The sequence below is a fragment of the Actinoplanes sp. NPDC048967 genome (genome assembly GCF_040649415.1).
Taxonomy (GTDB): Bacteria; Actinomycetota; Actinomycetes; order Mycobacteriales; family Micromonosporaceae; genus Actinoplanes.
Window position 1 is genome coordinate 422,900 of the sequence record NZ_JBEZFL010000006.1, and the last position, 20,584, is coordinate 443,483.

General features: G+C 72.6%; 17 protein-coding genes. 7 read left to right on the top strand and 10 right to left on the bottom strand.

Annotation, left to right across the window (positions count from 1 at the left end; all coding sequences use genetic code 11):
• Nucleotides 1-16: 16 nt before the first annotated feature.
• From AB0C12_RS27535 to AB0C12_RS27550, 4 genes are all read right to left on the bottom strand, one after another.
• Nucleotides 17-1,714: a ThuA domain-containing protein gene (locus tag AB0C12_RS27535; RefSeq protein ID WP_360552708.1), complete on the bottom strand. Its 1,698-nt coding sequence runs from the start codon at nucleotides 1,712-1,714 to the stop codon at nucleotides 17-19.
• Nucleotides 1,715-1,740: 26 nt separating this feature from the next.
• Complete coding sequence (locus AB0C12_RS27540) at nucleotides 1,741-4,557, bottom strand: PQQ-dependent sugar dehydrogenase (RefSeq protein ID WP_360552709.1); 2,817 nt, start codon at nucleotides 4,555-4,557, stop codon at nucleotides 1,741-1,743.
• Nucleotides 4,558-4,854: 297 nt separating this feature from the next.
• Nucleotides 4,855-5,865, bottom strand: coding sequence for a molybdopterin-dependent oxidoreductase (locus AB0C12_RS27545; protein WP_360552710.1), 1,011 nt, complete (start codon nucleotides 5,863-5,865; stop codon nucleotides 4,855-4,857).
• A gap of 245 nt (nucleotides 5,866-6,110) precedes the next feature.
• Nucleotides 6,111-6,344 carry a hypothetical protein gene (locus AB0C12_RS27550; RefSeq protein WP_360552711.1) on the bottom strand — a complete coding sequence of 78 codons (234 nt, stop codon included), beginning with the start codon at nucleotides 6,342-6,344 and terminating at the stop codon, nucleotides 6,111-6,113.
• 46 nt (nucleotides 6,345-6,390) lie between these two features.
• Here AB0C12_RS27550 and AB0C12_RS27555 point away from each other — a divergent pair, with 46 nt between their 5' ends.
• From AB0C12_RS27555 to AB0C12_RS27575, 5 genes are all read left to right on the top strand, one after another.
• Nucleotides 6,391-7,653 carry an amidohydrolase gene (locus tag AB0C12_RS27555; RefSeq protein ID WP_360552712.1) on the top strand — a complete coding sequence of 421 codons (1,263 nt, stop codon included), beginning with the start codon at nucleotides 6,391-6,393 and terminating at the stop codon, nucleotides 7,651-7,653.
• Nucleotides 7,654-7,747: 94 nt separating this feature from the next.
• Complete coding sequence (locus tag AB0C12_RS27560; RefSeq protein WP_360552713.1) at nucleotides 7,748-8,530, top strand: SAM-dependent methyltransferase; 783 nt, start codon at nucleotides 7,748-7,750, stop codon at nucleotides 8,528-8,530.
• A 10-nt stretch (nucleotides 8,531-8,540) separates the two neighbouring features.
• Nucleotides 8,541-9,095: a hypothetical protein gene (locus tag AB0C12_RS27565; RefSeq protein ID WP_360552714.1), complete on the top strand. Its 555-nt coding sequence runs from the start codon at nucleotides 8,541-8,543 to the stop codon at nucleotides 9,093-9,095.
• Between the two features lie 83 nt (nucleotides 9,096-9,178).
• Nucleotides 9,179-9,526, top strand: coding sequence for a YciI family protein (locus tag AB0C12_RS27570; RefSeq protein ID WP_360552715.1), 348 nt, complete (start codon nucleotides 9,179-9,181; stop codon nucleotides 9,524-9,526).
• Nucleotides 9,527-9,528: 2 nt separating this feature from the next.
• On the top strand, nucleotides 9,529-10,713 hold the full coding sequence (locus AB0C12_RS27575; protein ID WP_360552716.1) for a sigma-70 family RNA polymerase sigma factor: 1,185 nt from the start codon (nucleotides 9,529-9,531) through the stop codon (nucleotides 10,711-10,713).
• Between the two features lie 426 nt (nucleotides 10,714-11,139).
• Here the strand turns inward: AB0C12_RS27575 and AB0C12_RS27580 are convergent, their stop codons facing one another.
• Complete coding sequence (locus AB0C12_RS27580; protein WP_360552855.1) at nucleotides 11,140-13,023, bottom strand: DUF4132 domain-containing protein; 1,884 nt, start codon at nucleotides 13,021-13,023, stop codon at nucleotides 11,140-11,142.
• A 158-nt stretch (nucleotides 13,024-13,181) separates the two neighbouring features.
• Entirely contained in the window at nucleotides 13,182-14,396 is a 1,215-nt protein-coding gene (locus AB0C12_RS27585; protein ID WP_360552717.1) for a hypothetical protein, read from the bottom strand.
• Between the two features lie 98 nt (nucleotides 14,397-14,494).
• Between AB0C12_RS27585 and AB0C12_RS27590 the strand changes: the two genes are divergently transcribed.
• Nucleotides 14,495-14,959 (top strand): hypothetical protein, encoded by a 465-nt coding sequence (locus AB0C12_RS27590; RefSeq protein WP_360552718.1) that lies wholly within the window; start codon nucleotides 14,495-14,497, stop codon nucleotides 14,957-14,959.
• A gap of 2 nt (nucleotides 14,960-14,961) precedes the next feature.
• Here the strand turns inward: AB0C12_RS27590 and AB0C12_RS27595 are convergent, their stop codons facing one another.
• Nucleotides 14,962-15,465, bottom strand: a complete 504-nt coding sequence (locus tag AB0C12_RS27595) for a putative immunity protein (protein ID WP_360552719.1) — start codon at nucleotides 15,463-15,465, stop codon at nucleotides 14,962-14,964.
• Nucleotides 15,465-16,022: a putative immunity protein gene (locus tag AB0C12_RS27600; RefSeq protein ID WP_360552720.1), complete on the bottom strand. Its 558-nt coding sequence runs from the start codon at nucleotides 16,020-16,022 to the stop codon at nucleotides 15,465-15,467. Before AB0C12_RS27600 ends, AB0C12_RS27595 begins: the two co-directional genes overlap by 1 nt.
• A 95-nt stretch (nucleotides 16,023-16,117) precedes the next feature.
• On the opposite strand from AB0C12_RS27600, the gene AB0C12_RS27605 reads away from it, so the two are divergent.
• On the top strand, nucleotides 16,118-19,660 hold the full coding sequence (locus AB0C12_RS27605) for a hypothetical protein (protein ID WP_360552721.1): 3,543 nt from the start codon (nucleotides 16,118-16,120) through the stop codon (nucleotides 19,658-19,660).
• Here the strand turns inward: AB0C12_RS27605 and AB0C12_RS27610 are convergent.
• A complete protein-coding gene (locus tag AB0C12_RS27610) occupies nucleotides 19,651-20,127 on the bottom strand; it encodes a hypothetical protein (protein ID WP_360552856.1) in 477 nt (158 codons plus the stop codon). The two genes, AB0C12_RS27605 and AB0C12_RS27610, sit on opposite strands and share 10 nt — an antisense overlap.
• Nucleotides 20,061-20,513, bottom strand: coding sequence for a helix-turn-helix transcriptional regulator (locus tag AB0C12_RS27615; RefSeq protein ID WP_360552722.1), 453 nt, complete (start codon nucleotides 20,511-20,513; stop codon nucleotides 20,061-20,063). The genes AB0C12_RS27610 and AB0C12_RS27615 overlap by 67 nt, the downstream gene beginning before the upstream one ends.
• Nucleotides 20,514-20,584: the final 71 nt, after the last annotated feature.

Genomic DNA, 20,584 nt, shown 5'->3' on the forward strand with positions numbered 1-20,584 from the left:
CTTCTCCAAGCGGTCGTCACGGGAGGGTCCAGCGTTGGTTGGTGCCGCCGTGGCAGGTCCAGACGATCAGCTGGGTGCCGTCGGCGGAGCTGCCGCCGTTGGCGTCCAGGCACCGGCCCGACTGCGTGTTGACCAGCGAGCCGTTGGCTCCCGCGGTCCAGTTCTGCCCGCCGGCGCCGGTGCAGGTCGACAGCTGCACCAGGCTGCCGTTCGCGGTGCCGGCCACGGTCAGGCACTTGCCGAGGGACCGCAAGGTGCTGCCGGTGACCGTCCACTGCTGGTTGGCGCCGCCGTGGCAGGTCCACAGCTGGACCTTCGTGCCGTCGGCGGAGCCGGACCCGCTGACGTCGGCGCACTTGCCGGCGACACCGGTGATCGGGCCGACCCGGGGCGTGGTCGAGCCACCGAGCTCCTTGATCCGGATGTTGCGGAACGACACGTCGTCACCGGTGCCGTGGTTCTGGATGCCGACATGGCCGGAGCTCAGCGACCGCAGCGGATCCGTGTTGACGAAATCGTTGATCTTGACGCCGTTCAGGAGGACCTGCAGATGCTCGCCTTCGACCAGCAGCTCGTAGGTGTTCCACTCGCCGGGTGGGTTGAGCGCGCTGTCGCGGGCGGCGAGGTCGGCCGACTGGACGCCGTACACCGAGCCGGTGGTCCGGTCCGCGCTGTCGGTGGCGTCGATCTGCACCTCGTAGCCGTTGGCCATGGCCGCGTCCGGGTCGTTGCCCGCCGGGAAGCCGATCAGCACGCCGGAGTTGTCGTCGCCGGGCATCATCCAGTCGAGCTTCAGCGAGTAGGAGCCGAACTCCTTGGTGCTGTACCAGAGCATGCCCAGCCCGCCGACGGAGGTCAGCGTGCCGTTGCTGTTGCTGAAGCTGCCCGGCCCGGCCTGCGACCAGCCGGTGGTGGCGCCGTTGTACAGGGTGGTGTAGCCGGTCTCCGGGCGGCAGTCCGCCTTGGTGCGGTTGGCCGCGTACCGGATGCCGCCCAGCAGCAGCGACCGGAAGCCCGCCTCGGTGTAGCTGCTCTGCGTGTGACCGGCTCCGGTGTAGAAGGACCGGCCGCCCTGCAGGGTCTTGCACCAGGTGTGCGGGTGGTCGGCGCCCATCGTGCCGCCTGAGTAGGTCGACTCGTCCAGGGTCGACAGCACCCGCGCCGACGAGCGGGGGTTGGTGCGGAAGTTGTACCACTCGTCGGTGCGGGTCTGGGCCGGGCTCAGCCCCGCCGTCGCCGCGTGCGCCCGGTTCTCCGTCCGGACGGTGGCCGGCTGGATCGCCGGGTGCGAGGCGAAGTACGCCCCGACCAGCTCGCCGTAGAACGGCCAGTCGTACTCGGTGTCCGCGGCGGCGTGCACGCCCACGTACCCGCCGCCGCCCCGGATGTAGTTCTCGAAGGCGGTCTGCTGGCCGGCGTTGAGCACGTCACCGGTGGTGTTGAGGAACACCACCGCCTCGTACCGGGCCAGCTCGGTCCCGGTGAACTGGGCCGGGTCCTCCGTCGTGGTCACCGTGAAGCTGTTGGCCGCGCCCAGCTCCCGGATCAGCTGGATGCCGGCCGGGATGGCATCGTGCCGGAAGGCGGCGGTCCGGGAGAACACCAGGACGTCGTAGGGCGCGTCCGCGGCGTGGGCCGGCGTGCTGCCGGTGCTCGCCAGGATCATCAACGTCGCCGCCGCGACGCCGAGCAGGCTGCGGATTCTCAGGCGCATGGCGGTTCCTCTCAAGGCAGATCCGGTCAAGGCAGGGTCCAGCGCTGGTTGGTGCCACCGTGGCAACTCCAGATGATCAACTGGGTGCCGTCCGCGGAGCTGCCGCCGTTGGCGTCCAGGCACTTGCCGGACCCGGCGTTGACCAGCGAGCCGTTGGCTCCCGCGGTCCAGTTCTGCCCGCCGGTGCCGGTGCAGGTCGACAGCTGCACCAGGCTGCCGTCGGTGGTGGCGCCACCGGCGACGCCCATGCACTTGCCGAGCGCCCGCAGGGTGGTGCCGTTGCGGGTCCACTGCTGGTTGGCGCCACCGTTGCAGGACCACAGCTGGATCTTCGTGCCGTCGGCGGAGCCGGCTCCGTTGACGTCGACGCACTTGCCGGCCGCGGCGGTGATCGGGCCGGTGCCGGTGCTCGGCGCCGTACCGAAGCTGAACGCGTCCACGTCGAACAGCGTGCCGCTGCCGCCCTGGAAGGTCAGATACAGCGTGGTGGTGCCGGCCGGAGCCCCGGACAGCGCGGTGGACACCTCGGTGAAAGTCTCCCAGCCGCCCGTGACCGGAACGGTGACCGAGCCGAGCACGGTGCCGGTCGGTGAGCCGGCGCGCACCGAGAGCGTGCCGCCCGAACCGGCGGAGGACACCCGCGCCGTGAACCTGTTCTCACCGGCCAGGGCATAACGCTGGAACGCGATCCAGTCGCCGTTGTTGATGTCGCCGACCGTCTGCCCGCCCTCGGCGGCCGCCTTGCTGTACACCGTGGTGCCGGACTGGGTGGTGCGGTGTTCGGCCTGCCGGTGGCGCGGTTGCAGCACGTTCTGGGAGTGGGTGGTCAGCGCCGGCTGGCCGTTGGCGCCGTTGTCGGTGTATTCGGCGTCGAAGACCGCGAACAGGTTGGCCGCCGTGTCGTGCTCACCGTCCACCGGGATCGGCAGCGTCCCCGAGCACCCGGTACGCGAGCTGATGGCGTGGCCGTGGTCGTCGTGGCCGAGCAGGTAGGTCAGCTTCACCCGGTCACAATCGACCGTGCCGTCCTCGGCATCCGACACTGTGATCGTGTACGGCACGCTGTCGCCGAAGGCGAACAGGCTCCCGTCGACCGGCGTGCTCAGGGTCACCGTGGGAGCGGTGTTGCCGACGGTGATGGTCACCGTGGCGCTGCCCGTACGGCCGGCCGGATCGGTGACGGTGAGCGTGACTGCCCGCTGGCCGCTGTCGGTGAAGGTGTGGCTCGGATTGGCCTGCGTGGACGTGCTGCCGTCGCCGAAGTTCCACAAGTAGGTCAGCGCCCCGCCTTCCGGGTCCGAGGATCCGGCGGAGGAGAAGTTGACCGTCAGCGGTGCGGCGCCGGAGGTGCGGTCGGCGCCGGCCCGTGCGACCGGTGCCTGGTTGCCGGCCGGGTTGTACTCGATGCGGTACACCGCGGAGCTGGCGTCGCCGCTGCCCCAGCCGGTGCCGTAGTCGAGCACGTACAGGGCACCGTCCGGTCCGAACGCGCTGTCCATGACCTGCGTGCCACGCCACGGGAAGTCGCTGATCTGCCCGGCCGACCCGTCGGCGTTGACGTCGATCGTCTTGATCCAGCGCCGCCCGAACTCCATGGCGAAGTAGTGCCCGTCCAGGGCGGGCGGGAACTTGACCGACGAGGGGTTGGCCGCGTCGTAGCGGTACACCGCGCCGCCCATCGGCGATTCGGAGCCGCAGCCGAAGGCGGCCAGCGAGCAGTTGTCGTACTTGATCCACGCGGGGCGCGCGGCCGGCAGGTTGGTCAGCCCGGTGTTGCGCGGCGAGTTGTTGACCGGCGCGGCGCAGTTGAACCGGCTGCCCGACGGCCCGGACGGGAACGTGTAGTCCACGTACGTCTCGTTGGTGGTGTTCGAGCCGGTGCAGTACGGCCAGCCGTAGTTGCCGGCCGAGGTGATCCGGTTGAACTCGACCTGACCCGCGGGGCCGCGGGTCGAGCTGGTGGTGCCGGCGTCGGGCCCGTAGTCGGAGACATACAGCACTCCGGTCGGCTTGTCCACGCTCAACCGGAACGGGTTACGCAGGCCCATCGCGTAGATCTCCGGCCGGGTCCGGGCGGTACCGGGCGGGAACAGGTTGCCGGACGGGATCGAGTAGCTGCCGTCCGCGTTGACTTTGATCCGCAGCACCTTGCCGCGTAGGTCGTTGGTGTTGCCCGCGCTGCGCTGCGCGTCGTAGACCGGGTTGCGGTTGGTGCGCTCGTCGATCGGGGTGTAGCCGCCCGAGTCGAAGGGGTTCGAGTCGTCCCCGGTGGACAGGTAGAGGTTGCCGGCCGCGTCGAAGTCGATGTCGCCGCCGACGTGGCAGCACATGCCGCGGTTCGTCGCGATCTCCAGCACTGTCACCTGACTGGACATGTTGAGCGAGAAGTCGGCGTTGAGCGTGAACCGGGCCAGGCGGTTCACGCCGTTCCACGACGAGAAGTCCGTGCCGGTGGCCGGGGCGTCGCCCCCGGGGGTCGACAGCGGTGGAGAGAAGTAAAGATAGATGAAACGGTTGCTGGAGAAGCTCGGGTCCACCCCTACGCCCTGCAGGCCCTCCTCGTCGTGGGTGTAGACCGGCAGGGTCCCGATCACGCTGGTGACCCCGGCGGCGGTGGTCCGGCGCAGCACCCCGTTGCGGGCGGTGTGCAGCACCGAGCGGTCCGGCAGCACCGCCATCGACATCGGCTCGCCCAGCTCGGCGACGCCCCGGGCCAGCTCGACCTGCTGGAAGTCGGCCGCATTGACCGGATGGGCGGCGGCTGGAGAGGCGGGGACGGTGACGGCCGCCGCGGTGCCGGCGGCGAGCAGGAATGCGACCGCGGTGGCGGTCAACGCGCGCATTGTCATAGGGCGGTCGCCTTCTGGTGGGCAGCTTCGAGGACGGGAAGCGCGTCGCAGGCTCGTCCGGCGGCGCGGGTGGACGGTCCCGCGCTGCTCGCCGCCAGCATCGACGTCAGACGTCATACGTTATAACTGTCGATTGGCGTCGGTCAATGCATCGTCATGCGAATGCTCCGGTCCCCGATCGGAGATTTATTTGCCGGAGATGACAATGCGCGACTGGAGAAAAACCGTTCCGAAAAGTGTTACGCGGGACCTCATCGCGAAATGGCATCCGGGCCGGCGGAGGCGGCCGGCTCAGCTCAGCGGGAAGATCGACTGGGCCCAGGGCGGCCGGGCCGACGGCTGGATCGAGGTCACCCACTTCACCCACCAGAAGCCGCGTCGCCCGGGAGCGACGATCCGCGCGGGATAGCCACTGCCGTACGGCAGGCTCCGGCCCCCGACAGCCGTCACGAGCCACACGTCGTCCAGCGTCGACGCCCCGAACCAGCGGGCGTAGCCGGTCACCGACCGCACTTCCACACTGCGCCACTCACCCCGGGCGACTCCCGCCGCGGTGAGCAGGGCGCTCAGCCGTACGCCGTCCCACTCCTGGCGGCTGAACCAGCCGCTCGTGCAGTCCAGGACCGCGGTGAACCGTTCGTGCGGCAGGGCGGTCACGGCGTCCAGGTCGAAGGCCGCGGAGCCGACGCGCAGCGTCCAGCCGTCCCGGTCGACGCGCTGGATGCCGTCGTTCAGCCAGGAGGTGAAGAGCAGCTCGTCCTTCGGCACCGAGCCGGTGAACCGCCGGGCGATCGCCGGGCCGGTGTCCCAGGCGGCGGTGGCCACGGCGGCGCCCGCACCGAGGGTCAGCAGCCCCAGCATCGCCCGCCGGTCCGCGTCCGCGCGCCGGGGCCGTACCGCGTGCAGCAGGAAGTGCGCGACCACCGCGGCCAGCGCGCCCACCGCCGCGCCGACGTGGATCTGCATCAGGGTGAGCGGACCGGCCCGTTCCAGGTGGCCGGTCGAGTGGACGAGACCGCTGGCGATCGTGATGACCACGAGCGCGGCCAGGGCCAGCGACAGCGCCTTGATCGCCGTGGCCCGCCGCGGCCGGCGCAGACCGCGGCGGATCACCGCGTACTTCCACGGCGTCAGCAGCAGGATGGCCAGCGCACCGGCGGCGTGCAGCTGGATGAGGTCCAGCCACCAGTTGACGCCGATCGTGTTGGCGCCGAGCCCGGTCAGGACGCCGGCCCCGAGCAGCAGCCCGAGCAGCAGGTCGGTGCGCCGGCCGGCCTGTCTGCCGCGCAGCCGGTTCCGCATGACCTGACGTTAGCGCGGCCTTCTCCCACAGCCGGTCGCGCCGGTACGGCCTCTCCTGCCGGTCCGGGTCGTCGACGATCCGGCACTCGGCGTCGAGCCACATCGTGGCGCGCCGTTCGCGCGGGTCAGCGGACGCGCTGCCGACGGCGGGCCGAAGCGGGCCGGATGCCGGCCCATCATCGAGGACGAGTGGTCCCTCGTGCTCGTGTCCACCCTCGGCGCCGGGCCGCCGCATTTCGCCTGGCTCAACGACGCATCGACGGCATCAGCCAGGGCATGCTCACCGTGACGCTGCGCAACCTGGAACGCGACGCATCCTGCTGCGGACCGTGCACAACGCCATGCCGCTGAGCGTCAGCTAGAAGCTCACCCCGCTCGGCACGGGTTTCCTCGCGGCCGCCCGGCCCATACTGGATTGGGCCGAGACCAACCGGGAACTCGTCGGAAAGGCCCGCGCCGCGCACGACGGGCGACGACATCGATGAAGGTGAACCACGGCCGATGCAGCCGTCGTGAGGGGGGACGATGACGATCTCAGCTGCCGCGTCGGCCGTGCTGGCCGGCTTGACGGACATCCGCGCGGAGCAGGAGGAGCTCTATCGCTCCCTGCACCAGCACCCCGAGTTGTCGCATCAGGAGCACCGCACCGCAGCCACGGTCGCTGAGCATCTCCGTCGGGACGGGTTCCAGACGCACACCGGCGTGGGCGGCACCGGGGTGGTGGGCGTGCTGCGCAACGGCACGGGTGCCACGGTGCTGCTCCGGGCGGACATGGACGCCCTGCCGGTACGGGAACAGACCGGAGTGTCCTATGCGAGCACGGCAACCGGCATCGACAGCGCCGGGGCCGAGGTTCCGGTGATGCACGCCTGCGGGCACGACGTGCACGTGGCGTGTCTGCTCGGCGCCGCCCGGCTCTTCGCCGGCAACCTCGGCGCCTGGCGCGGCACCCTGGTTGTGCTGTTCCAACCGGCGGAGGAGGCCGGCGACGGAGCCCGCGGCATGGTCGACGACGACCTGGCCGGCATCGTCGGGGGTGTCGACGTGGCGCTCGCCCAGCACGTCATGTCGCTGCCCGCCGGTTCGGTCGGCACGCACGCCGGCCCGGTGCTGGCCGCGGCGGACAGCGTCCGGGTGACGGTCCACGGCCGCGGCGCCCACGGCTCGATGCCGCAGGCGGCGGTCGATCCGGTGGTGCTGGCCGCGATGATCGTGATCCGGCTGCAGACCGTCGTGGCCCGCGAAGTGCCGCCCACCGAGACGGCCGTGCTCACGGTCGGCAGCATCCGGGCCGGCACGAGGAGCAACGTCATCCCCGACTCCGCCGAGCTGCTGCTCAATCTCCGCACCTACAGCGAGGACACCCGGGCCACGATGATGGCGGCCATCAGGCGGATCGTGACCGCGGAGTGCCAGGCCTCCGGATCACCGCGTGACCCGGAGTTCGAGATCTACGACCGTTTCCCTCTCACCGACAACGACCCCGGGACCACCGGCCGGGTCGCCTCGGCGTTCGCGGAGTTCTTCGCCGACCGCGCCGGGACGGTCGGGCAGCAGTCCGCGAGTGAGGACTTCAGTGACATCCCCCGCGCCCTGGGCGTGCCGTACACCTACTGGTGCATCGGCGGGATCGACGCCGATGCGTACCGCCGTGCGGAGCGGGCCGGCCGGATCGCGCAGGACGTTCCGGTGAACCATTCGCCGCTTTTCGTGCCGGTTCTCCAGCCCACTCTGGACACCGGGACCCAGGCCCTGGTCGTGGCCGCCCTGGCCTGGCTCGCCCGCTGACCCGGTGGCCGGCCGGGAAGCGCGAGGGGCGATCAGCGCGATCGCCGAGGGCTAGGCTCGGAACTTCCTCATCTGCCGACTCCCGGAGCTGACGATGACCGATGCCGTCCCGCACTCCGCCCGGGTCTGGAACTACTGGCTGGGCGGCCAGGACAACTTCGAGCCCGATCGCACGGTCGGTGACCAGTTCGCGCGGCTGTATCCGGACATCACGCTCGTGGCCCGGTCGTCGCGGGCCTTCCTGAAGCGGGCCGTCACCTTCCTGGCCACCGAGGCCGGCATCCGCCAGTTCCTCGACGTCGGCACGGGCATGCCGACCGCCGAGAACACCCATCAGGTGGCCCAGGCCGCCGCGCCGGAGTCCCGGATCGTGTACGTCGACAACGATCCCCTGGTGCTGACCCACGCCCGGGCGCTGCTGACCGGCACGCCGCAGGGCGCCACCGAATACCTCGACGCCGACCTGAGGGACCCGGCGGGGATCCTGCGGGCGGCCGGGCGTACGACCCTGGACCTGTCCCGCCCGACCGGCCTGATCCTGATGAACATCCTCGGCCACGTCGGCGACCTGGACGAGGCCGCCGGCATCGTCGGGCAGTTGATGGCCGCCCTGCCGGCGGGCAGTTACCTGGTGACCGCCGACGGCACCGACGTCATCGACGGTCCCGCCTTCTCCGCGGCGATCGACGTGTGGAACGCCAACGCCCCGCTGGCCTACCACCTGCGCCGCCCCGACCAGCTCGCCCGCTTCCTCACCGGGCTGACCGTCGTCGAGCCGGGCCTCGTCCCTTGCTCGCAGTGGCGGCCGTCGCCCGATGCCACCGCCGACGACCTCCGGGCGGTCGACGAGTACGGCGCCGTTGCCGTCAAGCCGTAGGGTCGCCCGTATGCCCGACAGAGTCGTCCTCCTGCTTCCCGGCCTGCACTACTCGGCTGAACGGCCGCTGCTGCACTTCGCCCGCACGGTGTTCGTGAAGCACGGCTGGACGGCCCGGGAGGTCCACTGGCCGGAGAACCCTCCCGAGCCGGAGGGCCAGGATCTGCCGGGCTGGTCCGCTCGGCTGAGGTTCTTCGTGAACGCGCACGTCAGCCGGATCCTCGACCAGGAGTCCGGGCGGGCCGTCGCGCTGGCCGGCAAGTCCATGGGCGCGTTCGCCGCGGCGACGGCCGCGGACCGCGGCCTGCCCGCTGTCTGGCTGACGCCCATCCTGCGTGACTCGCCGGTGCCGGCCGATCTGCGCCGCGCCACCGCGCCGTTCCTGCTCGTCGGCAGTGCGGCGGACCCGTCGTGGGAACCGGAGATCGCCCGCAGTTTCGGCCGGCCCTGCTACGAGGCCCAGGACGCCGATCACAGCATGGAGACCGCCGGCGACCCTGTGCGCTCGGTGGACGCGCTGCGCCAGGTCACCGCCGCCATGGACAGCTTCGTGAGCACGTTGTGAGAAATTCGCTCAGGGAGCTGTCGATTTCGCCGCTCGCCGTTCGTCTCACTGCGACGATTCCGGACACCGACCGAGGAGTGGCGATGAAGTACATCATGTTGATCTATCAAGGCCCGGCGATCGAACGGCAGAACGCGCTTCCCGAGGAGGACCGCAAGCAGGTCTACGCCGACTACCAGGGAATCAACGAGACCCCCGGCGTCACCCCCATGCCACCGATGGGACTGCCCGAGAACGCGACCACCGTACGGGTCGAGGGCGGCAGGACGCTGACGACCGACGGCCCGTTCGCCGGGATGAAGGAGTCCGTCGGCGGCCTGTTCATCCTCGAGGCCGACAACCTCGACGCGGCCATCGAGGTGGCCGCCCGCGTCCCGGCGGCCCGCTACGGCGGCGCGGTCGAGATCCGGCCCTCGCAGGTGTACTGGTAACGATGCTCGACGAGGTCTTCCGCGAGGAGTGGGGCCGCGTCCTGGCCACCCTGATCGGCGTCCTCGGCGACTTCGACCTCGCCGAGGACGCCGCTCAGGAGGCGTTCGCCATCGCGGCGGACCGGTGGCCCCGCGACGGCGTGCCGAGCAACGCCCGCGCCTGGCTGATCACGACAGCCCGCAACCGGGCCACCGACCGCATCCGCCGCGAGCGGACCCTGGCCGCCAAGGCCGGCCTGCTCGCCGCCCAGGAGGCCGAGGTGCCGATGACCACCACCGCGTTCCCCGACGAGCGGCTGGAGCTCATCTTCACGTGCTGCCATCCCGCGCTCGCCGTCGAGTCACAGGTCGCGCTCACGCTGCGTACCGTGGGCGGCCTGACCACCGACGAGATCGCCCGCGCCTTCCTGGTCCCGGAACGCACCATGGCGCAGCGCATCGTCCGGGCCAAACGCAAGATCAAGGCGGCCAGGATCCCGTTCCGGGTGCCGCCCGAGCACCTGCTGCCCGAACGTCTCGACGCCGTGCTGGCTGTCGTGTACCTGATCTTCAACGAGGGCTACGGCGGCCGCGACGACCTCGCCGCCGAGGCGATCTGGCTGGCCGGTGCGCTGACCGAGCTGCTGCCGGCCGATCCGGAGGTCCGCGGGCTGCTGGCGATGATGCTCCTGCACGACTCCCGCCGCGAGACCCGGTTCCGGGACGGTGAGCTGGTGCTGCTGCCGGATCAGGACCGGTCCCGGTGGAACACCGCGCAGATCGGCCGAGGCCGGGCCGAGCTCGACCGGGCGATCGCCCTCGGTGGCCGCGGGCCGTACGTCCTCCAGGCGGCGATCGCCTCGTTGCATGCCGAGACGCCGTGTGACTGGGCGCAGATCGCCGCACTGTACGACCGGCTCGCCCACCTGACAGCCTCCCCGGTCGTGGAGCTGAACCGGGCCATCGCGGTCGCCGAGCTCGACGGGCCGGAGGCAGGTCTGCGCATCGTCGACGGGCTCGGGCTGGACGACTTCCGCTACCTGCACTCGACCCGGGCGGAACTACTGAGGAGGCTGGGACGCACCGATGAGGCGCGCGAGGCGTACCGGCGAGCCAGGGCGCTCACCGACGACGGTGCCGAACGGCGCTTCCTCGAACGCCGCCTGACGGAACTGCCTCCTCAGCCGCCCGGGTCACCGCGCGACTGATCCGACGGTCGCTTTCGCTTCCCTCGGTGTGGCCGTCCGCCAGGCACAGGAAACGCTCGCGGCCAGCTGATCCGACGCCGCGTCCATCGCCCCGCGGTCCCCCCGGGGGGCCGCGGGCCTCCGCGCGAAGCGATAACCGCCGCTGTCTCACCACGTACTCGTCGTGGTCATGCAGCCGCGGTCGCGGATCTTTTGCCACGCCCGCGCCGGTTCCCACCCTGAGCAAGGCGGCGGGCGAGCCCGGCCACCACCGCCGCCCTCAGCGGTGCTGAACCCACCGGCCGCCGCAGTTACGCCAAAAAACCGGCGCCCCGACCGGCTGAGCGGCGACCGTCACCGGCCGCGAAGGCCATCAGCGAGTCGCCAAGCTGGTCGGGCTGGAGGGTGACGCACGGACGCGGCACGCCGACCCCGTCAGAGTCTCCCCTAGCGACCGGCCGCGACGGGCTCCGCGATGATCGTCAGATCCCTGATCACCTCCGAGGCGGCGATCGCGCCGAGCGCGGTGAACGGTTGCCGGCCGGGCCGGTCGTCCAGCCTCGACCTGCCGTGGACGTGGATGTCCTCCAGGGTCTGGTCACCGAGCCCGTCGGGGTCACCGACGGCGATGCCCGGGTCGAGCTCGACGACCACGGTGAGGTCACCGGCCACCCGCTCGATCCGGCTCTGCACCCCGGCGTCCTGCGGCGCCTCCCGCCGCCAGCCGCGCCGTTCCAGGCCGAGCACGCGGGTGGCGGGCACCGCGGCCCCGAGGAACCGTTTCAGGCTCTCCTCGGTGGCCGGATAGGTCTCCCGGCTGAGCTGTGGGAACGGCTGGACGATCTCGTAGTCGGCGAAGACCTCACCCCACGCGGGCAGCGCGGCCCCGAGGTCGAGCGGGTGCGCGACACCGACCGTGGCGTCCTCGGGCAGGGCGTACGGCTCGTCGACGGCATCGGCGTAGCTGCGGTCCTCCGTCACCCGGAACGAGGCGCCGTCCGACACCGTCCAGACGAGTCGCCGCACGATGTGCCAGAGCAGCGGATGACCGGCGAGGTACCGGGCGAACTCCTCCGGCGTCCACCGCCGGCCGGTGACCATGGCCTGCTCCAGCCGCCGCACCTGATCGGCGGCGACCGTCCGCACGTCCTTCTTCAGCGCGGTGAACTGCTGGTAGGCGTCCTCGGCGAGCGGCTCCGAGGGCTTCGGCAGCGCCTTGAGCCGCTTTCCGCTGACATCCGAGACGTGCGGCCGGAGCTGCTCGTCGAAACCGACCCGGAACTGCCGGGATCCGTAGTCGAGCGTCATGCTCCCGTCGGCGGCGAGGCCGAAGTCGGGCACGAGCCGGTCGGCCAGCTGCTCGGCGGTGAGCCCGAGGGAGTCGGCCACCTCGGTGATCTTCTCCTCGGCCGCGGTCTTGAGGCCCTTGAACTTGGCCCGTTGCGAGATGCCGTACAGCCGCATCAGCGCCACATCGGTGCCGATCGCCGCCAGTGCCCGGACGCCGGCGACCGCCTTGGTGTGCCCGCCGTCGCCCGGCCACGCGAGGATCCGCGGGGTGAGCCGCCGCACGGTGGTGTCGTCGCCGAGCAGCGCCAGGGCGTCGAGCACCCAGCTCTGCTTGGCGTCGGCCCCGGCGAGCTCCCAGGCCTCGAGCAGGCCCCACGCGAACTCGGCCAGGTCGTCCGGCTCGCAGGCGGCGGCGACGAGTCCGATCCCCGCATACGGTTCGTCCAGCTTGGAGACAGCCAGCATGGTGATCAGCGCGTCGACAGCGGCGAGTGGCAGTGCTCCCGAGCCGTCGCGCAGCCGCACCGGAGGCAGCATCGCGGGCACGGCCCACGCCGGATTCACCGGCAGACGGGCGGGCAGCAGCGTCAGCGGGTCGCGGGCCAGCAGCGAGTCGATCGCCGAGGCCGCTGCCGGGCCGTACGCGGACGCCGCCGCGCGGACCGTGACAGCGGGCAGGGCCAACAGCGCCGCCTCCGCCTGCCGCCGGGCCGTCCCCGCCTTGCCGAGTGCGGCCGGGACGAGCGCCCGGGCGGCGGCCTCCGCGTGCCGCGACAGCCAGGTGACCGCCGCCGGCCGGGCGCTCTTCACCCGCGTGTAGCGATCGGCCATGAACACGGCGATCGCCGGTGACGAGTACGGCAGCAGCGCGTCGGTCAGCGCGGGCGAGCGCTCGGCGGCGCCCCGCACGAGCGGAAGCGCGTCGAGACCGAACCGCGCGGCGGCCACCTTGACCCACTCGCCGAAGACGGCCGCCCGTTCCGGCTGCCACGTGGGCAGCAGGGGTCGGACCAGTTCCTCGGGGCCGCCGGTGAACAGCATCGGCGCGAACCAGACGTTCGAACCCGACGCCACGCAGCGGGCGGCCTCCTCCCAGGTGATCCAGGGCTGTCCCCAGTCGCCCGGAGTGTCCAGCCACCGGTCGCGTTCGCCGGCCCGCCACTCCAGGGTCGCGGGGTCGTCGCAGCTCAGGCCCGTTATCACGACCGGTTTCGGGGGCTTGGCGCGATGAAGCCACGGTGGGCTCGCCAGCACCGGCGGGACGGCTGCGGGCGGCGCGTACGAGACGGCGGCAGCGGCGGCAGCCACGGCACGCACCCGTTCCGCGGCGGCGGGGCCGAGCGAGGGCAGGACCTCGTCCACGAGGTTGAGGTGGCCGAGCACGTGGGCGCGCAGCATCGGCGAACCGCCTCGGCGAACATCCGCATCGCCCGGGCCGGGAAGCGCGCGGCCGCCTCGAGCACCGCCGCGGGGACGTACTTGCGGTCGATCCGGGCGAGCAGCTCGGCGAAGACGGCGTCGTCGTCCATGTCGGTCAGGACCGAGAGCATCCGTTGCTGGGACTCGGCGGTCATGTACGGGACGTCGAACCAGACCAGCACCGCGCCGGCCGCACCCGGACCGAGCCCGTCGGCGAGAGTGGCCAGCACCCCGGGCATCGGCAGCGACCACCAGTTGTCGAGGTGCGGCGCGAGGGCGCGCGCCTGCTCCGCCGTGCCCGCAGCGAGCAGCAGGAGCGCGGCCAGCTCCGGCTTCGGGGAGCCGTTGGCCAGGACTGTCCGCACATCCTGCTCGACCCAGTCGCGCTCGCCCGGCAGCAGGACGGAGGTGGCGACAGCCGCACTCCAGTGCCGGTCGCGGTACGGCCGCAGCGTCTCGACAACCTCCGCGTATTCGTCTTCCGTCGTCACGGCGAGCGCGGCCCGGACCCGGAGCAGGATCTGCCCTCGGGGGCCGCGATGGGCGGCCTCGCCGAACGCGACCGGGGCGAGGGAGAGGTCACCGTAGGTCGCCGGATTGACGCGCTCGCCTTCCTGCACGCCCAGCAGCGCCTGCTCGACCGCCGCCTGTGCGGCGAACAGCAGGCCGTGGCGGGCGATCCAGAGATCGGCGAGCGGCGTGAGGATGTCCGCGCTGTTCTCCGGATAGTGAATGCGGATGCTCAGCGCCGTGAGGGCCCCCGCCGCGCCCAGCGGCGTCACGTCCGGATCGCCGTCGAGCCAGGCCCGGGCCGCCGCGGCGAGCGGCCGGGCAGTCCCCGGCTCGTCGAGGATCGCCAGCACCGCGGCGCGTTCCGCGGCCATCCGTTGCTCGGCCGCCTCGCCGCCCTTGACGTCGATCACGAACGGCGGGGCATCCACACTGCCCCGCCGCACGAACCGGTGCCGCCGCACGAACGCCGGAACATCGCCCACTTCGATCCACGCCTCCCCATGAGAACTGTCCGAAGGCTAGCGGTGGGATACGACAAGACGGGGGCCGGGACGTGGCGCCGGTCGCCTAGGCTCCGGCTGTGCGGATCGGTCGACGGCGCCTGGGCGCCGCCATCGCGGGAGTCCTGCTGGTCGTCCTGCTCACCCTGGGCGCGCTTGCTCTCGTACGGTGGCGAGCCGCCGGCGTCCCGCACGCCATCTCCCCGCCCGCCGGGGCGGTGGTGGAGTCCGCGGGCGACGAGCGGGTCGTCCTCGACCGCGCCGGCATCATCGCCCGCGGCCTGCGCAACGACCGCGGGGCGGCGACCGTGCGCGCCTACGCGATGCCGCCGGGGTCCCCCTGGCTGCAGTCGCGGCAGATCGTCGCCACCCAGCTCGATCACTGGGAGCAGCTCGGCGACTGTGCCGACGACCCGCGGGCCCGGATCGTGGAGTGCGCCTGGCGGGAGCCGACCCGCTGGTGGCCGCGCGAGGTCCGGCTCACCATGATGCGGCCGGCGCCGGACCACACGTTCGTGATCATCGGTTCCGGCCGGGGCGGATAGCCTCAGCAGTCGAAGACCGACCAGCAGATGTCGTTGCGCAGGCGCTGGTCGTCGAGGACCAGCTCGCGGATCGGCTCCGGGAGCTGATCGCGTTGCCACCGGCACTCCCGTCGCCCGGCGGCCTCCCCCTCGGCCGCCCGGGCCGCCTTGATCGCGTACGCGGCCGCGCCGAGCTCGTGCGCGGCGACGTGGGCGACGACCGCGGCCTGACCGGCGGCGTACGCGGCGTGCCGGGCCGCACCGGTCAGGTCTCGGGCCGCGCCCATCGCGTGTCCGCCCGCCGCGCGGGCCCGCATCATCCTGACCTCGCCGCGGACCCAGGCCCGGGCGTGCTCGATCGCCTGGCGCGGCCGCGGGTCCGCGGGCCGGGCCGCCTCGAAGAACGGCAGGACGTGCTCCGCGCACGAGGCAGCCCACAGCGCGAGGAGCCGGTGGTCGGCGTCGGTGAGGGTGCCGCCCCGGCGGATCGTCACGAACCGGGGGTCACGGATCTTCGGCAGAATCATCAGGCCTGCCCGCCCTGGCGCAGGGCCCGGTCCAGCGCGCTCATCAGCTGCGCGACCCGGCTACGGCCGGTGGTCGCGGGTGGGTAGCGGCGCAGAACGTCGATCAGCGCCGGTGTCGCCCGGTGCAGAGACCGTTCCAGCAGAGCATTCCCGGCCGCGGGATCGTCGCCGGCCGCCAGCTCCCCGATGCGCGCGGCGCTCGCCGCCGCACGCAGGATGTGGCCGACCTGGCCGGCTCGGGCGATGGGGTGCAGGTACGCGGCCGACGCGGCGTCGCCCGCGCATCGTGCGGCCAGCCGCGCCGGTTCGGAGGGCGCGGTACGGGCGGCCCGATGGGCGTCGAGGGAAGCGACGCGCTGCCGTTTCGTCCGGCGGGCGCCGTTGATGAACGCCCAGCTCGCCTCGATGGCCGCCCGCGGGCGCGGATCGCCGGGGACAGCGTTCTCGAAGATCGGCAGGACGTCCTCGGCGTGCTGGACCACGTAACGCGCCACGACGCGCAGCTCGTCCATCGCCAGGTCGAAGTCCCCGGACACGGTGTCGGTGCTCAGTGCCATGTCCATGAATCGTATCGTTGAACCGCCGATGGAGACTTGGTCAGCACCCGGGAGGCGTCGGCCGGTGGGTCCGGCGGATGTGCCAATCTGGACCGATGGCGATCGCCGGCGACCGCGCCGACCCCGGGGCGAAGGTGGAGTTCTGCCGGCGGCTCGGCGACAGCTGGCGGGACGTCGCCGATCTGGTCGGCGTCCCCGCGCACGAACGCCGAAGCTTCAAGGCCGGCGACGAGCCCCGGGAGCTGTGGGAGTGGGCCGAGTCCCGGCGCCGGCTGGCCGACCTGCGCGCCGCGCTGCCCGATGCGGGCCGGGCCGACCTGGTGGAACTGATCCGGTTCGACGATCTCGCCGTCCCGCGCCACTACGCGCCGACCAGGGCGGCGCTCGACGGGGCGGGGATCGTGCCGCCGCAGCGCCGGTCGATCGTCGACGGCGTGTTCGTGCCGCGGATGACCGAGGTGATCGACCGGCCCGCGGTCATCGCCGTGGTCGCCGACGCCGGCATGGGCAAGAGCGTGCTGCTCGGGCAGCTCTACGACAGTGCCGCCGAGCGCGAGGACCTCGGAGTGGTCCTGCTCAGCTGCGCGGCCCTCGTCGGCGGACGCCCGGCCGACGTGCCGGAGCTCGACCGGGCCGCCGGACAGGCCACCGGCTGCGGTGACTCGCTGCTCGCCGCCCTGGCCGGCCTGCGCGACGCGTACGGGCGGGTGGTGCTGCTGATCGACACGGTGGACCTGATCCTGGACTCCTCGACCGTACCGGTCCTGTCCCAGTTCCTGCGGCGGGTCGTGGACGCCGGGGTCGCCGTCGTGTGCACCTGCCGTCAGTTCGAGTTCGAGACCTTCCTGCAGGGCGTGGACGGACGGGCGCCGCTGCTGGCGGGACTTCTGCGATCCGTACGCCTGGATCCGCTGAACCGCGCGGAGGTCCGCTCGTTCGCCCGCGAGTTCCTCCGGCACGGTCCCGGCGCCGAGGATCCGGAAGCGTTCGTGGACCGGCTGCTGTACCTGGGCGCGCGGCGCAGCGCGGTCCTGGAGATCTGCAGCAACCCGCTGCTGCTGTCGCTGGTGTGTGAGTTGTTCGCCCCGGCGGGTGAGCCGCCCGAGGACCTGACCGTCTCGCGGCTGTACCGGGCCTACTGGGAACGCAAGATCAAGGTCGATCGGGCCCGGCCGGCCGCGGACCCGGGCGCCGCACCCGCGCGGGTCGAGGTGTGCCTGAACGCGGCCCGGTACCTCATCGCCGCCGCGACCACGACCTTCGTGGAGGAGTTCGAGGATGCCGACGTGGTCGGCGACGACCGCCACCGGGCCGCCCTCGACGGCCTGCGCAGCTCCGGCGTGATCGTCGGCGGGTCCGGCGACGACCGCCTGCGCTTCTTCCACCAGACCTGCGCCGAGTTCGTCATGGCCCGCTACCTGCTGCGCGACCTCACCGCCCGGGAAGCCTTCCTGGCCACGCTGGACCGCGCCGGCGCCGACAGCCACCTGTGGCCGGTCATGACCCAGCTGCTGTACGCGACCGGCCGCGACGGAGACAGCGCCAGCTTCTCGGAGCTGCTGGACCGGCTCGACCCGCAGGTGCTGCGCGGCTGGCACGCGGCCGTGACGGCGTGCCTCGCCCGCGGGGACAGTGACGCCGTACGCCGGCTGGCCGCCACGGCGAAGGATCTGCCGGCCACCCACCAGGAGCTGTTCCTCGCGGGGCTCGCGACCATCGACGAACGCCTGGCCCTGACCTGCGTGGAGGTGGCGGCCGACCTCCTGGGCGAGTGCGCGACGAGCGTGCTCAACCTCGCCTCGAACACGGCCGGCGCCCTGCTGGCCCGGATACCGTCCACCGAGCGGACCCGGGTGCTCAGCCGCCTGCTGGACGTCGTGGCTCAGGTGGGCAGCGGGCTGGACGCCGCGCAGCGCGAGAACCTGGGCCGGCATCTGCTCGTGCGGTTGGCACCGGGCGACCTGGACGCGGCCGGGCTGCAGGTGCTGCGGGCCGCGTACCGTGGCGCCGGCCACCTGGGCCGCGTCGAGATCGTCCGCCTGCACCAGGGCGCCGGGCCGGTCGAGCTGGCGCAGCTGCTCGGCGCGGCCCTGTACCGCACCATGCCGGCGCCCAAGGTCTCACCCGCCCGGGAACGGCTGGTCGAGGCGGTCGTCCGGGTGCTCGGCGATCCGGCCGCACGGGCGGTCCTGGGCTGGCCGGGTTGGCGCGAGATGATGGTCCGGAGCTATCACCGGGGCTGGCACGACATCCAGTGCGCCGCGGTGGTGCGGCTGGCCGGCGCCGGGGGGCCGGACAGCGCGCCGCGCATCGGTGACCTGCTGCCGCTGCTGTGGGACGACGACCAGCAGACCCGGCAGCGGGCTGTCTACGTCTGCGGCACCCTGGCCGAGCAGCGACCGGTCGACGTCGCGGACGCCCTCGCTGCACTGCCGGCGCCGCGGACCCGCGCGGTCGTGGAGGCCGCCCGGTCGCTCGCGAAACGGCTGGGCGAGCTGCCCGAGCCGCAGGCCCGGCGCCTCGTCCACTGGCTGCTCGCCGCCCTCGACCCCGAAGAGCCCGCCGACAGCGCGAAGCCCGGGGACGGCGCCGAGCCCGGGGACGGCGCCGAGCCGCCGGCGGCGGACGCCCCGGCAGTCGAGCAGGTGCTGCAGGGAGCGGCGAACTTCGCCCGCAAGGAGATCCCGCTGCTGGCCGCCGTCCTGGGCCGGATCGAGCAGGTGCCGCCCGGCAAACGGCGGGACCGGGTCCTGGCCGCGGTGTTGAACGCCCCGCCGCGCGGGATACCCGCGCTGGCCCCGGCGTTGCGCGCCGCCCTCGTCCCCGGCGGCTCGCTGGAGCTGCAGGCCCGGCTGGCGGGCCTGCTCGCCCCGGTCGACGAGCAGGCCCGAGAGGAAGCCACCCGGTTCATGCTCGGTCCGGACGCCGCCCACGCGCGCGCCGCCGCCCGGCGGATGGCCGCCGCGGCGACGGCCTGGGACTGGTACGACAACGCCTACCTCGCTCGCCTGCTCACCGCCCCCACCGACGGCGTGGTCGAAAGCGCCGTGGAGGTGCTCGCCGCGGGCCGGGAACGCGGGGAGCCGCTGGGTCCGGAGGTCCGCGCGGCCCTGCGGAAAGCGCTGGCCGCGACGAACTCGTCCCCGGTGTGCGGCCAGATCGTTTCGATGCTGCGGCTCGACCCCGCCACCGATGGCCCGGCCGACGCCGCGTCGCTGCCGGAGACCGTTGACCTGATGGCCGCGCGAGCCCGCGAGCTGCCCCGCCGGGATCAGCAGGACCTGCTGGCCGCACTGGTCCGCGGAGCCCTGGCCCTGCTGGCCGACGCGCTACGGGCGGGACTCGACGACGGGGCCGTCGACCGGGTCCGGCTGCTGCTGCGGGACCTGCCGCTCGACAAGGTACGCCGCGGCGAGGAACCGGTCCGCACCCTCTGCGCCGCCCTCGACCTGCGCGTGCCCGGGGCCCTCGAGTCCCTGTCCCGGGTGATCGGCGACTTTTCGGCCGGCGCCCAGCTCGGCCTGGCCCAGGCGGTGGAGCGCAAGTACGGTGTCGCCTCGGCCCTGTTCCGTGATCTCGCCACCCGGGACGGGGTGGACCCCCAGGTGGTGGCCTACGTCGTCGGCCGTCAGAATTGACTTCTGGCTTGCCTGGCCCGCTGGGCGTGCGACGTGGGCAGGTCCGCCGAGGCCAGCAGGGCCAGCTTGTCGGCGTCGCTGGAACCGGCGTCCGGGTGGTAGACGACGAGCATCAGCGCGTCGGTCCCGCCGATGCCCAACCGCTCCCGGTTGAGGGTCAGCCCGCCGAGCTGGGGGTGGTTCATCCGGATCGGCGTGCCGCGCTGCCCGCGTACCTCGTGGCGGGCCCAGAGCTGGCGGAAGCGCGGGCTGGCCAGGGACAGCTCGCCGGTGAGCTCGATGAATCGGGGATCGCCGACGTCGTTTCCCACGGCCTGCCGCAGGTTGGCGACGAAGCACTCCGTGACGGATTCCCATTCCGGGTGCAGGGCCTGCTCGGCCGGATTCAGGAACAGATCTCTCAGCTGATTGCCGCCCACCGCCAGGCCGGGAGACAGCGCCCGGGCCAGGCTGTTCGAGGCGAGGATGTCGAATACCGGTCCTCGATGAAGGCGGGCTGGATGAGGGAGTCGACGAGCTTGAGCACGCCGGGCGGCGGGGTCTCCTTGCGCGGCCGGCGCCGGCGCTGCCGGGACACCTCGGCGACCAGCGTCAGCAGGTGCGCGAAATGGTCCTCGTCGAGGTGCAGGACGCGGGCGATCGATTCGAGCACCTGCATCGAGGGGTGGCGATTGCGTCCCCGCTCCAGCCGCAGGTAGTAGTCGGCGCTGATGCCGGCCAGCATCGCGACCTCCTCGCGCCGCAGCCCCGGCACCCGCCGTACGCCCACCTCGGGGATCCCGGCCTGCTCGGGTGTCACCAGCTCGCGCCGGGCCCGCAGGTACGCGCCGAGGGGATTGCTCGTCTCGCTCACCGGGCCAGCTTAGGGCCCGGCGCGGCCGGCAGAGGGGGTCCTGTCGTTCCCCTGGCACCAGAGGGCTCTGG